Annotated in this window: 13 protein-coding genes and 1 riboswitch; of the genes, 10 read left to right on the top strand and 3 right to left on the bottom strand. The window is 45.8% G+C overall.

The window, feature by feature from the left end:
• Positions 1 to 19 precede the first annotated feature (19 nt).
• Positions 20 to 162: riboswitch (molybdenum cofactor riboswitch) on the top strand.
• From moaA to udp, 7 genes are all read left to right on the top strand, one after another.
• Positions 151 to 1,134 carry a GTP 3',8-cyclase MoaA gene (gene moaA, locus OCU74_RS10795; RefSeq protein ID WP_087479733.1) on the top strand — a complete coding sequence of 328 codons (984 nt, stop codon included), beginning with the start codon at positions 151 to 153 and terminating at the stop codon, positions 1,132 to 1,134. Its footprint overlaps the riboswitch before it by 12 nt.
• 60 nt (positions 1,135 to 1,194) lie before the next feature.
• Positions 1,195 to 1,701, top strand: coding sequence for a molybdenum cofactor biosynthesis protein B (gene moaB / locus OCU74_RS10790; protein ID WP_087479732.1), 507 nt, complete (start codon positions 1,195 to 1,197; stop codon positions 1,699 to 1,701).
• Between the two features lie 15 nt (positions 1,702 to 1,716).
• On the top strand, positions 1,717 to 2,196 hold the full coding sequence (gene moaC, locus OCU74_RS10785) for a cyclic pyranopterin monophosphate synthase MoaC (protein WP_087479731.1): 480 nt from the start codon (positions 1,717 to 1,719) through the stop codon (positions 2,194 to 2,196).
• The gene (gene moaD / locus OCU74_RS10780) at positions 2,193 to 2,438 is read left to right on the top strand and encodes a molybdopterin synthase sulfur carrier subunit (protein ID WP_087479730.1); all 246 of its coding nucleotides are present in this window, start codon (positions 2,193 to 2,195) and stop codon (positions 2,436 to 2,438) included. The genes moaC and moaD overlap by 4 nt, the downstream gene beginning before the upstream one ends.
• Before the next feature lie 3 nt (positions 2,439 to 2,441).
• Positions 2,442 to 2,894 (top strand): molybdopterin synthase catalytic subunit MoaE, encoded by a 453-nt coding sequence (gene moaE, locus OCU74_RS10775; RefSeq protein WP_087479729.1) that lies wholly within the window; start codon positions 2,442 to 2,444, stop codon positions 2,892 to 2,894.
• 178 nt (positions 2,895 to 3,072) lie between these two features.
• The gene (locus OCU74_RS10770; RefSeq protein WP_087479728.1) at positions 3,073 to 3,489 is read left to right on the top strand and encodes a CBS domain-containing protein; all 417 of its coding nucleotides are present in this window, start codon (positions 3,073 to 3,075) and stop codon (positions 3,487 to 3,489) included.
• 241 nt (positions 3,490 to 3,730) lie between these two features.
• Entirely contained in the window at positions 3,731 to 4,492 is a 762-nt protein-coding gene (gene udp, locus OCU74_RS10765) for a uridine phosphorylase (RefSeq protein WP_087479727.1), read from the top strand.
• Positions 4,493 to 4,543: 51 nt separating this feature from the next.
• Here the strand turns inward: udp and OCU74_RS10760 are convergent, their stop codons facing one another.
• Both OCU74_RS10760 and metG read right to left on the bottom strand, forming a co-directional pair.
• Entirely contained in the window at positions 4,544 to 5,350 is an 807-nt protein-coding gene (locus tag OCU74_RS10760; RefSeq protein ID WP_087479726.1) for a hypothetical protein, read from the bottom strand.
• A 354-nt stretch (positions 5,351 to 5,704) separates the two neighbouring features.
• Positions 5,705 to 7,750: a methionine--tRNA ligase gene (gene metG / locus OCU74_RS10755; RefSeq protein WP_087479725.1), complete on the bottom strand. Its 2,046-nt coding sequence runs from the start codon at positions 7,748 to 7,750 to the stop codon at positions 5,705 to 5,707.
• Positions 7,751 to 8,031: 281 nt separating this feature from the next.
• Between metG and apbC the strand changes: the two genes are divergently transcribed.
• From apbC to OCU74_RS10740, 3 genes are all read left to right on the top strand, one after another.
• Positions 8,032 to 9,102: an iron-sulfur cluster carrier protein ApbC gene (apbC, locus tag OCU74_RS10750; protein WP_087479724.1), complete on the top strand. Its 1,071-nt coding sequence runs from the start codon at positions 8,032 to 8,034 to the stop codon at positions 9,100 to 9,102.
• 216 nt (positions 9,103 to 9,318) lie between these two features.
• Positions 9,319 to 9,960 (top strand): uridine kinase, encoded by a 642-nt coding sequence (udk, locus tag OCU74_RS10745; RefSeq protein WP_087479723.1) that lies wholly within the window; start codon positions 9,319 to 9,321, stop codon positions 9,958 to 9,960.
• A 313-nt stretch (positions 9,961 to 10,273) separates the two neighbouring features.
• Positions 10,274 to 12,394, top strand: coding sequence for an AsmA family protein (locus tag OCU74_RS10740; protein ID WP_087479722.1), 2,121 nt, complete (start codon positions 10,274 to 10,276; stop codon positions 12,392 to 12,394).
• Positions 12,395 to 12,494: 100 nt separating this feature from the next.
• Here the strand turns inward: OCU74_RS10740 and cobO are convergent, their stop codons facing one another.
• Complete coding sequence (cobO, locus tag OCU74_RS10735; protein WP_087479721.1) at positions 12,495 to 13,100, bottom strand: cob(I)yrinic acid a,c-diamide adenosyltransferase; 606 nt, start codon at positions 13,098 to 13,100, stop codon at positions 12,495 to 12,497.
• Between the last annotated feature and the right edge of the window lie 100 nt (positions 13,101 to 13,200).

Below are 13,200 nucleotides of genomic sequence, written 5' to 3'. Positions count from 1 at the left end.
TGTGACGACGTATGTCTCATAGTTGCCATAGCTCCGAGTTTGACGGGCTAAGTTCCGGATGGAATAGGCTTGTTAAACCTGTGGTCGATGTTGATGACCCGAGGGTGGGATTGGAAATGATCTCGCCTCCCGTGTTTGGAAAGGTGTTCCATGGCTCAATTTGAAGATAGTTTTCAGCGTAAATTCTACTATTTGCGTCTGTCGTTGACGGACGTGTGTAATTTCAAATGTACCTACTGTTTGCCGGATGGATATAAAACCGAGGATAAACGCCCTCAGTTTCTTTCACTGCCGGAAATTCAGCGGGTTGTTACCGCATTTGCAAACTGCGGTACTTCTAAAGTGCGGCTTACCGGTGGTGAGCCGAGTCTGCGTCGGGATTTTTCCGATATTATCCACCTTGTTTCTTCAACGCCCGGTATTGATAAAGTTGCGATGACAACGAATGGCTTTCGTCTGGAAAAGTCTGCGTTTGAATGGCGTCAGGCCGGCCTGACGAATATCAATGTCAGTGTTGATAGCCTTGATCCGAGGATGTTTCATCAGATCACTGGTGAGAATAAATTTCGCCAGGTGATGCGAGGCATTGAGCAGGCATTAGCCGTCGGTTTTTCTCAAATCAAAGTGAACGTTGTGTTGCTTAAAGGGTTAAATGATCGTCAGTTACCGGCATTTCTCAACTGGATTCGTGACTTACCGATACAGCTCCGCTTTATTGAACTGATGCAAACCGGAGAAATGGATCACTTTTTTCATCGGCATCATGTCTCCGGTCAATCCGTCTATCAGCAATTACAGCAAGACGGATGGATTCCTAAAGTCCGGGCTTGTCACGATGGCCCCGCTAAAGTTTTAACTCATCCCGACTATCAGGGAGAAATCGGCTTTATCATGCCTTACGAAAAAGATTTCTGTACCAGTTGTAACCGTCTTCGGGTCTCTGCGAAAGGAAAACTACATCTGTGCCTGTTCGGGGAATCCGGGATTGAACTTCGTGACTTGTTGCAACATGACGATCAGCAGTCGGCATTGATTGAGCGGATTCAGTATGGGTTGGGTGAAAAAGCGGTCAGTCACTTCTTACATGATGGTGATTCAGGAATGACACCTCATCTGGCATCGATTGGTGGCTAGTATTCAGCATCAGAACAGACCATGTCAGTTATCACAAATTACAAAAACAGGTAATCATCTATGGGACATGCACAAACAGAATTCAGGCCGGCAAAGATTGCGGTATTAACCGTTTCTGATACCAGAACGGAAGAAAATGATACATCAGGCGGTTATTTGGCTGAACAGTTGCAGGAAGCCGGACATCAGCTTGTTGATAAACAGATTGTGATTGATGACCGTTATAAGATCCGGGCGATTGTTTCACAGTGGATCGCTGATGAAAACGTGCAGGTTGTACTGATTACCGGCGGTACAGGGTTTACTTCAAGAGACAGCACTCCGGAAGCTTTAATGCCGCTGTTTGATAAGCAGGTGGAAGGATTTGGTGAGCTGTTCCGGATGGTATCTTATGATGAAATCGGCACTTCAACCATTCAGTCTCGTGCAGTAGCCGGTTTTGCCAACCATACGGTGATCTTTGCAATGCCGGGATCAACCGGTGCCTGTAAAACCGCATGGACAAAAATTATTCGTCAGCAGTTAGATGCCTCACACCGACCATGTAATTTTATGCCTCATTTATAAAACACCGGGATAAACATGACTCAACTCACTCATATTAATGCTGCCGGGGAAGCCAATATGGTCGATGTCTCCGGAAAAAGTGATTCGGTTCGTGAAGCCCGTGCTGAAGCGATTGTTCACATGGCGGAAGAAACATTACAACTGATATTGTCCGGTCAGCACCATAAAGGCGACGTTTTTGCCACGGCCCGGATTGCCGGGATACAGGCAGCTAAAAGAACCTGGGAACTGATTCCACTCTGTCATCCGTTATTGTTATCTAAAGTAGAGGTTCATCTGGAAGCGATTGAAGCAGACTCGTGTGTCAGAATTGAATCGCTATGCCGCCTGACCGGAAAAACAGGTGTGGAAATGGAGGCTTTGACAGCGGCTTCAGTGGCTGCCCTGACGGTTTATGATATGTGTAAGGCTGTCCAGAAAGATATTGTCATTGGCCCGGTTCGACTGCTGGAAAAGTCCGGAGGGAAATCAGGCCATTTTAAGGTGGAATCATGATCAAAGTTTTATTTTTTGCTCAGACCCGGGAAATAGTCGGGCAGGATGATATTGAACTGCCATGCACATTTGCAACAATTGATGAGCTAAGAGGTGAGCTGGCGGCACGATCAGAAAAATGGGCATTGGCAATGAATTCGGATCGACTTCTAGCTGCCGTCAATCAAACGATCGTGTCTCTGGATACTGCGATTCAGGATGGGGATGAAATTGCGTTCTTTCCACCCGTGACCGGGGGCTGATATATGACTTATTCCGTTTCTGTTCAGCAAGATGATTTTAGTATCGGTGATGAATATCTGGCGTTGTCTCAGGGAGAAGATGCCGGAGCTGTTGTGACATTTGTCGGCAAAGTCCGGGATATGAATTTAGGAAGTCATGTCAAAGGTCTACGGTTGGAGCACTATCCGGGAATGACAGAAAAAGCCCTGAATATTATTTGTGAGCAGGCGCTACAACGCTGGCCTTTGTTGGCTGTAAGAGTTATTCACCGTGTGGGTTCACTGGATATTGGTGCACAAATTGTTTTTGTCGGAGTGAGTAGCCACCATCGTGATGCTGCATTTTCTGCCTGCGAATTCATTATGGATACACTAAAGACACAGGCACCTTTCTGGAAAAAAGAGAGAACTGATACCGGAGAGCGGTGGCTGGATAGCCGGGAATCGGATCGTCTGGCTGCTGAAAAATGGCAGTGATTTCCTGTAATTATTCTTTGACTCCAGACAAGTTTGTGTAATTTCATATCAATCTGTATGTTTTTTGTCTTATCGGTAACAACGATGAATAAAATTGGGTGATTCCATTTAGCAATTAGTCGAAATTAGGCAACAATTATCCTGAAGGCCTCTGATGAAAGGTTTTAAGGAGACATCCATGGAATCACTCAAAGTAAGACATTATATGACACAGCATCCCGTTACCTTTAAAGCGGATATGCCGTTGTCTGCCGCATTGGAAAGAGTTATTCAGTTTAATGATTTTTTCAGTGGGCCTGTTGTGGATGATTGTGGAAAGGTGATTGGTTTTTTATCGGAGCAGGATCTGCTCGATAAACTGGTTAAAGTTAGTTACTACTGTCAGGATTCCCATACGGTTGGAGACTGTATGACGCGAGACGTTGATACTGTGGGGCCGGAATTACCGATTATTGAATTAGCGGATTATATGCGTGACGGAAGATCGACTTATCCGGTTGTTGATGATGACAGACTGGTTGGTGTCATTAACCGGCGGGCAGTTCTTAAAGCAATAGAGAAGAATCTTCAAAGTTGTTTTAAACATCAGGTATGAAGATATTCAACATCCGGATATGTTGGATACACATGAATGACTAAAGCCTCGGGAGGTTATCCGCGGCTTTTTTACTTTCTGATTGGTGATATACATCACATTTTTGTGAAATTCATTAGTTGTTGTATCTTTTATATGTGATCTAAGGTCAAGCCTGTTGCCCGACACTTCGCTAAAGTGTCTTTTTGTATCTAATGATACAGAGGTCATTTGGGTATATATAACAACAAAGGAGACAACGATGTCAGGTGCAGTTTTTCATCTCGGCGTGACACAAGAAGATCTGAATGGTGCAACATTGGCTATATTGCCCGGTGATCCCGAGCGTGTACAAAGAATCGCTGAGCAGATGGATGCCCCGGAATTTTTGGCAAGCCACAGAGAATTTACGATTTACCGGGCCAGAATTGGTGATAAGTCTGTGATTGTCTGTTCTACGGGAATCGGCGGTCCGTCAACTTCAATTGCTGTTGAGGAATTGGCGCAGCTTGGTGTCCGGAGCTTTCTGCGCATCGGAACTACCGGTGCGATTCAGCCTCAGGTTCAGGTCGGCGATATCATTGTGACGACAGGAGCGGTGCGTCTGGATGGTGCCAGTCTGCATTTTGCACCGATGGAATTTCCGGCAGTTGCGGACTTTGCTGCAATGAATGCGTTGAAAAAAGCTGCTGATGAAGAAGGTGCTCAGGTGCATACCGGCATTACAGCTTCCAGTGATACGTTTTATCCCGGACAGGAGCGTTATGATACCTATACCGGTCGGGTAACACGGCGTTTTCAGGGCTCGATGGAAGAGTGGCAGGCGATGGGAGTGCTGAACTTTGAAATGGAAGCGGCGACCCTGTTTACCATGTGTGCCAGTTCCGGTTTGCAAGCCGGATGTGTTGCCGGTGTGATTATTAACAGAACTCAGAAAGAAATTCCGGATCATACGGTAGCCAAAGAAGTCGAAGCCAAATCGATTCGTGTTGTAGTGAATGCTGCCCGCCACTTACTTGCCTGAATCGCCTAAACCAGCAGGAGTAATGTTTGGTACATTACTCCTTTGGTGCGTCTAGGCGATAAGTAACTTTGGGAGCGGGATATACAGTGTTTCGGTAAGCTCCCCCAGCATATGATCATAGACGTGGGCAATGCTCAGAGATATATCCGCTGTCATCTGATACATTTCTTCAGCACTGATACTGTATTCTGGATCCTGGATCACATCTGACAGGACCAGCAGTGCCTTGGTACAAGCCGGAGCGGAGATAGACAGAGGACTAACCATTGTGAGCTGGTTGACTTTTCTGGTTACCACTTCGGCATAGTGTTGCAACCGGGTTCGTCCTTCATGTGTGTTCATATCTTCAATGCAGATTCTGAACTGAGTTAGTGCATCCATTGCGTCGATCACTTGTTGCCAGTTCATATGATATTCATCACTCAGGTCTTCCCGGTTCACTTCAACCAGCCACGCCAGCATTACTTCATCCATTAAAAACATACAGTGGCGGATCGCTTTGCCGTGAATCATTTGGTTGCGGGAAATTGTGCGATCTGACCAGTCTTTTATCAGAGCTTTCAGTTTGAGCTGAAGTACCCGATACATTGGCTTATTGTCAAAATGTGCTATTGAAATGAGATGGTTGGTCTTTTCACAGAGCAGATCTGCCAGATGCTCAAGCTCAGTATCCCGGTGTTCACCAAACATCAGAGCATGATGTGTTGCGCTCCGGTGTTGACGGCATAGGTAGAGCACCTGACGTAAATCAACAAGCAGCTCGTATTTACGCTGCAATGTAGATTCACGTTGTTTGGCAAGATAAAACATGAATCCAAGTATGCCCACGGAAATCAGCATCGAGATAATGACGAACATAACCAACTCCTTGTCTGTGTTGAGGTGCCTTGATTTTTGTGGTTGCAGATCCCGGTATAGAATAGCTGGCTGCATGTTCTGCAAGCAGTTTATGCAGATTGAAAGTAAAGCAACAGCAACCCTCAAAGGTCAAGGTATCTTTGTGTACATACGACTAAAGGACTAGCAGATTTGGTGCCATATATTTTTATTATTAAAATCATCAGATTAACGTTTCGTTCACAAATATAATGCACAGTTGTGGTGCGTAAGTGACAATCTTGGGGAAGGTTTTATTAAGGATGTGAATGCATATGAATTAAAAAAGCCTCACAGATGATGTGTGAGGCTTTTAACTGTTTGAATTATATAATTTTACATGACGCGCATGCCTGGTTGTGCCCCTTCGTGAGGTTCAAGTATCCAGAGCTCGCTGCCACCGGGACCTGCGGCCAGAATCATGCCTTCGGACATCCCGAATTTCATCTTACGTGGTTTCAGGTTTGCGACCATAACCGTGTATTTGCCGACAAGATCTTCAGGCTTATAGGCCGCTTTGATACCGGAGAAAACCTGACGTGTTTCACCGCCGATATCCAGCTGGAATTTCAGGAGCTTGTCTGCTTTAGGCACTGCTTCACAAGACAGAATCTTGGCGATACGCATATCTACTTTGGCAAAATCATCAAACTCGATTTCTGGTGCAAGCGGCTCTTTACTTAATTCTGTTTCTTCCTTGACCTGTGCCTGAATGATGGCTTTCTCTGCTTCAACTGCTTCTTTAGAAGCTTCGATCATTGATTCAATCTGTTTTGGATCAATCCGGCTGAAGAGTGCTTTAAAGGCAGCAATATCATGATCAATCAATGGCTTTTGGATAGCATCCCAACTAAGTTCCTGATTCAGGAATGTTTCACTGCGGGCAGCCAGTGCAGGCATGACCGGCTTCAGGTAAGTCATCAGTACACGGAACAGATTCAGCCCGACAGAACAAATTTCCTGAAGCTCCTGATCTTTACCTTCCTGTTTAGCAACCACCCAAGGTGCTTTCTCATCAACATATTGGTTGGCTTTATCGGCAAGCGCGGTAATCTCCCGGATCGCCCGGCCAAATTCGCGTTTTTCATACAACTCACCGATATGTTCAGCAGCATCGGTAAACGTCTGATACAACTCGGGTTCAACACAGTCGGCAGCCAATTTACCGGCAAAACGTTTATTAATAAAACCGGCATTGCGTGAGGCAAGGTTGACAATTTTGTTGACGATATCGGAGTTCACCCGTTGTGTGAAGTCTTCCAGATTCAGGTCAAGGTCATCGATTCTGTTATTGAGTTTTGCTGCGTAATAGTAGCGCAGGCACTCCGGATCAAGATGATCCAGATACGTACTGGCTTTGATAAATGTCCCTTTGGATTTGGACATTTTCGCGCCGTTGACTGTTACGTAGCCATGAACATAGACATTGTCAGGTTTACGGAATCCAGAACCTTCCAGCATTGCCGGCCAGAACAGGCTGTGGAAATAAACGATATCTTTACCGATGAAATGGTAAAGTTCTGTCTGACTGTCCTTGTTCCAGTACTCATTAAAATCCAGATCGTTGCGTTTATCACACAAATTCTTAAATGAACCCATGTAGCCAATAGGTGCATCCAGCCAGACATAAAAATATTTTCCGGTTTCTCCCGGAATTTCAAAGCCGAAATAAGGTGCATCCCGTGAAATGTCCCACTGTTGCAGACCGGATTCAAACCACTCCTGCATCTTATTAGCCATTTCGGTTTGCAAAGAACCGGAGCGGGTCCACTCTTTCAGCATGGATTCAAACTGGGGTAAATCAAAGAAGAAATGTTCAGAGTCTTTCATGATCGGTGTGGCACCGGATACAGCAGACTTCGGATTAATCAGATCGGTCGGGCTGTAAGTTTCACCGCAGGCGTCACAGTTGTCACCGTACTGATCTTCGGATTTACATTTAGGGCAGGTGCCTTTGACGAAGCGATCCGGCAGAAACATTTCTTTTTCCGGATCATATAGCTGGGAAATTGTCCGGCTGGAAATAAAACCATTTGCTTTGAGCTGCTGATATATAAAAGAAGACAGCTCGCGGTTTTCGTCACTGTGTGTGCTGTGATAGTTATCGAAGCTGATATCGAAACCGGCAAAATCTTTCTGGTGTTCCTGACTGACCGAGGCAATCATCTCTTCCGGAGTAATACCCATCTGCTGTGCTTTCAGCATAATCGGTGTACCGTGTGCATCATCTGCACAGATAAAGTGAATGACATTGCCGCGCAGGCGTTGGTAGCGTACCCAGATATCCGCCTGGATATGCTCCAGCATATGACCTAAGTGGATTGAACCGTTTGCATACGGAAGGGCACAAGTTACCAGAATTTTTCTTGGTTCAGTTGCCATAACTCATCTTTCGCTCTGTCTGTTTATACCCGGATGACCTCAAAATATAGTCTTATGAAAGCTCGGTATGTGATTCTGAGGTTGCCAGAGTAGAGGTATCAAAATTTGTGACTGCTAATACTACCTGATGACAGGAATAACGCCAAGGCGTTATTCCTTTATCTTGCAGGGGTTCTGTCTGGTTTGCTGTGGTGTTAGCATAGGCTTTTGGTGTCGTCTTATGGTCTCAGAACATGAGACGGTTGTGTCGATTCAAACATATCCGCTAAAGAAGGTAACTTATGCGACAGCTTACACCTCCCGAACAACTCTGTGTCTGGCTGAATCAGTTTTCTCATCCATGTCTGCGTTCCGGTTGGGCATCCCAGCCCGGACTGGTTTATTCCCACGGAGATAATGATCATTTTATTGAATTGCCCTTTGCGGCGAATGCGTTGGCCGATGATCTTCGTCAGTGGATTACGACGCAGGAATCACGGCCGGTTTCCGGCGAAATCACGATTCGGGTCGTCCCGAAAACATTGCAGTCTAATGTTGCTGCTCCCGTTAAAGGGGTAAAAAATCTTATCGCTGTGACTTCTGGAAAAGGTGGTGTCGGTAAATCGACAACAGCAGTGAATCTGGCATTAGCACTTGCCGCTTCTCATGCCAGAGTCGGGTTGCTGGATGCAGACATCTACGGACCGTCGGTACCGATGATGCTGGGGACCGTCGATGCAGAGCTTATGGTACGCGATGAGCGCTGGATGCAACCGGTTCAGGCTCATGGTCTTTACTCTCATTCAATCGGTTATCTGATGAGCCAGGATGATGCCGCCGTATGGCGTGGCCCGATGGCTTCCAAGGCTTTCCAGCAATTACTGAATGAAACCGAATGGCCGTCACTGGACTATCTGGTTGTTGATATGCCACCGGGAACCGGAGATATTCAACTGACACTGTCACAGCAAATGCCGGTGACGGGAGCTGTTGTCGTCACAACACCGCAGGATCTGGCGTTGGCTGATGCACGTAAAGGGGTTGCGATGTTCGAAAAGGTTAATGTTCCGGTGATCGGGCTGGTGGAGAATATGAGCTATCACATCTGTAGCCAGTGTGGTCATCAGGAGCATATTTTTGGTAGCGGTGGTGCAGAGAAAATGACGCATGAGTACGGGTTAAATCTATTGGCAAAGATCCCACTTCATTTACAGGTGCGTGAAGACATTGATGCAGGTTGTCCGACAGTAGTTGCCCGACCGGAGAGTGAACATACCCGCCTTTATCTGGCAATGGCAGAACAGATCGCCAGCCGTTTGTATTGGGATGGTCAGGTTGTTCCGGATGCGATCCCCTTCACCAATCTGAGTTGAGTACCATGTCAATCAGGTATGTTTTGTCTTTGTGAGTGCTATTTTTATGATAGAAAAATAAATTATGGCCTTTTTCGGTCAACGGAAACTGGTATCCGGAGGAGCTTGTCTCTATAATCACGCCGGATTATATACCCAGTGATTCTCGCTGAAACCGTATCTTGAGGTCATTTGGATATATCTGGTTTCTTTGTCAAATGTATCGAGTGCACAATCATGTCTGATCACAATCAATGCGTCATTGTAGGAATTGCCGGCGCTTCTGCCTCAGGGAAGAGTCTTATCGCGAGTACGATATATAGTGAATTGCGAGCCAAAGTGGGTGATCACCAAATCGGTGTGATTACGGAAGATTGCTACTATAAAGATCAAAGTCATCTGAGTATGGAACAGCGGGTTAAAACCAATTATGACCATCCGAGTGCACTCGATCATGATCTCTTATGTGAACATCTGCAGCAACTGGTCCGGGGAGATTCGGTTGCTGTCCCTGAATATAGTTATACAGAACATACCCGGACAGAAAAAAAGCATCTGATGACCCCGAAAAAGGTCATTATTCTTGAAGGTATTTTGCTGTTGACTGATCCACGTCTGCGGGAATTAATGCATGCGACTATCTTTATGGATACACCTTTGGATATTTGTCTCCTGCGCCGGGTCAAACGTGATGTTGAAGAACGGGGACGAACGCTGGAATCGGTGCTGAAACAGTATCAGGAGACGGTCAGGCCGATGTTTTTACAGTTTATCGAGCCTTCTAAACAGTATGCAGATATTATCGTGCCACGTGGTGGGAAGAACCGTATTGCGATTGATGTTCTGAAAGCACATATTGCTAAGTTGCTGAAATCCTGACCAGAAGAGTACATAACATACTTTATTTTTACGCAGAAAAGTGGCACTTTGGGGTGCCACTTTTTTATTATCCGATGGCTATTTTTATGGCCTGTTAATTTTTTTGTAAACCATATTATTTTGTAAACCCATATTGTTTTGTAAACCAATGGTTGTATCTGTCACATGAAATTTATGCATGAATCTGAACGACATGATATTTATATGTCCAAAGCTGCATATTGAAGTGATTCGGGTATAAAATACATGCTGTAAGAAACATTCTTGTCTCTCAAGGGTCTTAATTCTCACTTAGTGATCAGGAAAATCTCCAATGAAAAAACTGTTTCTCGTGATTGTGATAATTTGTGTTGTGATTGCCGGAGGCATTGCCACATTAGTGACTTTGGTCGATCCCAATCAGTTCAAGCCGATGATTGTCGAGCAAACGAAGAAAGCAACCGGAATGGATGCCGTGATTGGCGGGGATATCCGCTGGCAATTCTTTCCTTCGATCGGTTTTCAGATCGGAGAAGTATCGCTAAAGAATCCTGCTGGGTTTAAGCGACAGGATTTTCTTCATGTATCACATCTTTCTGTCGATGTTGCTGTGATGCCATTACTGGATAAAGAGCTGCATATCGGAAGTATTAATCTGGACGGCGCTGACATTCAGATTGAAACGTTGCGGGATGGTTCAACAAATCTGGACAGCTTGCTTCAGAGACAGGCTGCGACAGAAAATACCGCTTCACCGGCCCCGGAAGCACAGACTCCGTCCGCACCAGCTCAGTCAATAGAATCCGAGCACCCATGGCAGATTACTGTCGCTGGGGTTGATATTCGGGAGGCTAGAGTGTCTGTCCTGAATGAAGCTCAGCCGGCAAGTCAGCTTTCTCTTGAACATGTGAATCTTTCGGTAAATGCTTTCACACCAAATCAGTGGACGGCTTTTTCCTGGTCAGTTCAGGGAAAACAGGCAGCACAACAGTTTTCTGTCGCCGGTCAGGGTGAATTTCGTTTATCAGATGATTATCAGCATTATGCATTACGGCAGCTATCCGTACAGGGAAATTATCAGGATCAAACAAACCATTTAAGTTCTGTGACCCTGTCATTACCTGCATTTGAAATTGGACAGGAAGCGCCTTTCGAGTTTGCTGTACAGGGGAAACTTGCTGAGAATAAGGTTGATTTAACCGGGAAAGGTTCATTGAATCTGGACGCTCAATATCAGCAGATTAACGTCAATGGGCTGGATACACAGTTGAAGCTGAATGGTGCACAACTCCCGGTGAATCCGCTTTCGGTTGCATTACAGGGAAATATCCATATGGATTTACCGGACAGCCAGTTGGATGCTACTCATTTAAAACTCCAGGTTGCTGAATTGATGCTCCGTGGGCAGACATCAGTACATTTGGGGAGCAAACCGGATATTCGTTTCCGGCTTCAGGGCGACCAAATGGATCTCAGCCCGTTTTTAAGCCCTGCAGCAGAAAAAGCGACAGTCGCGGCGCAGCAAGAGCAGCCAGTTGTAGTTTCGGCTACGCCGGCTCAAGAAACACCTCTGTCGGAGCAGGAACCGGATCTTTCTGTGCTGAAATCATTTGATCTCAACGGTGAGCTGAACATTACGGGATTAAAAGCACAGAAGCTGGCACTGAGTAACCTTGTGGTTAAAACCAATCTTCACCAGGGTGTTCTGACTTTATCTGATTTGCAGGCTGATCTATATCAGGGACATCTTCAGGGAAGTGGAGTGCTGGACGCGAATGCGGTTCCGGCGACGTATCAGACGCGTCAGTCGCTGCAGGGCATTCAGATTCAGCCGCTGCTAAAGGCGCTGGCTGATAATGATCGCCTGGAAGGGAAAGGCTCGGTTTCGCTCGATCTTCATGGACAGGGACTCAGTGAAAAACGGATTAAAGAAAATATTCAGGGCGTGGTGAAGGTGCAGCTGCGGGATGGTGCGTTGAATGGAATTAACATTGCTCAGATCATCCGTCAGGGGTATGCGAAACTGAAGGGAAAACCATTAGATGACACCGAAGGTGTGCAGAAAACAGATTTCAGTGCTGCAAGTGCGACACTTCACTTACAGCAAGGGGTTGTTACAACAGATGATTTCACCCTGCAATCTCCGCTGTTGCGTATTCATACCCAGGGAAAAGCCAACTATATTAATGAGACGGTTGACGCCGTTGTCCGGACATCAATTGTCGGGACACTAAAAGGGCAGGATGGAAAAGATATCAATGAGCTGAAAGACGTGACAATCCCCATTCAGCTCAAAGGAAGCTGGACACAGCCTAAATATAAGCTGGTATTTGATGATGTTGCCAAGCAGAAAGTGGAGAAAGAGATTGATCGGGGGCTGAAGAAGCTGGACGACAAAATCAAAGACGAGAAGACAAAAAAAGCATTGAATAAATTGCTGAAAGGGCTTTTCTAACCGCATATTTCTGGCGTCGATATAAACAGGGACAAGCTGTTGCCTGTCCCTGTTCTTTCAAAGTGTAAAGAATTCCGGTTTAGAAAATGCGAGTACTTCTCTACCAGTCGACACCTTTCTGAGCTTTGACTCCGGCCTGAAAAGCATGTTTGACATTTTTTACTTCTGAAACGGTATCCGCCAGTTCAAGCAGCTCTCGGTGTGCTCCCCGGCCAGTGATAATAACGGTTTGCATCAATGGACGGTTTTGCAAAGCCGTAAGAACATCTTCCAGTTCAACATAGCCGTAACTGACCATATAGGTGAGTTCATCCAGCAAGACGACATTGAGAGTGTCATCCTGCAACATTTGCCGACATTTTTCCCAGACTCCCTGTGCAGCAGCAGTATCCGCTGCTTTATTCTGAGTTTCCCAGGTAAAACCAGTCGCCATTACATGAAATGAAACACCCAGTTTTTCCAGCAGGTTTCGTTCTCCGTTATCCCAGGTTCCTTTGATAAACTGAGCGACACCGCATTTCAACCCATGTCCGACGGCTCTGGCAATTGTGCCGAATCCCGATGTCGATTTTCCCTTTCCGTTCCCGGTAATCACAATGACGATACCGCGCTCTTCTTTTGCCGCTGCAATTTTTGCATCAACCTTTTCTTTGACTCGTTGCTGGCGTGCCTGATAACGATCCTGTTGGTTATCTTCATTTGACATGAATTAAGGTTCCTGTTTCATGGGAGCAATGGCATTATCATAACGTAATGAAGCGACAGCAAAAACCATGGATTCAGTATGGACAGTCTGGACTTGATTC

Source organism: Vibrio mangrovi (genome assembly GCF_024346955.1).
Lineage (GTDB): Bacteria > Pseudomonadota > Gammaproteobacteria > Enterobacterales > Vibrionaceae > Vibrio > Vibrio mangrovi.
The sequence above is the reverse complement of the archived record's forward strand: the minus strand, read 5'-3'. Positions and strand labels throughout refer to the sequence as shown.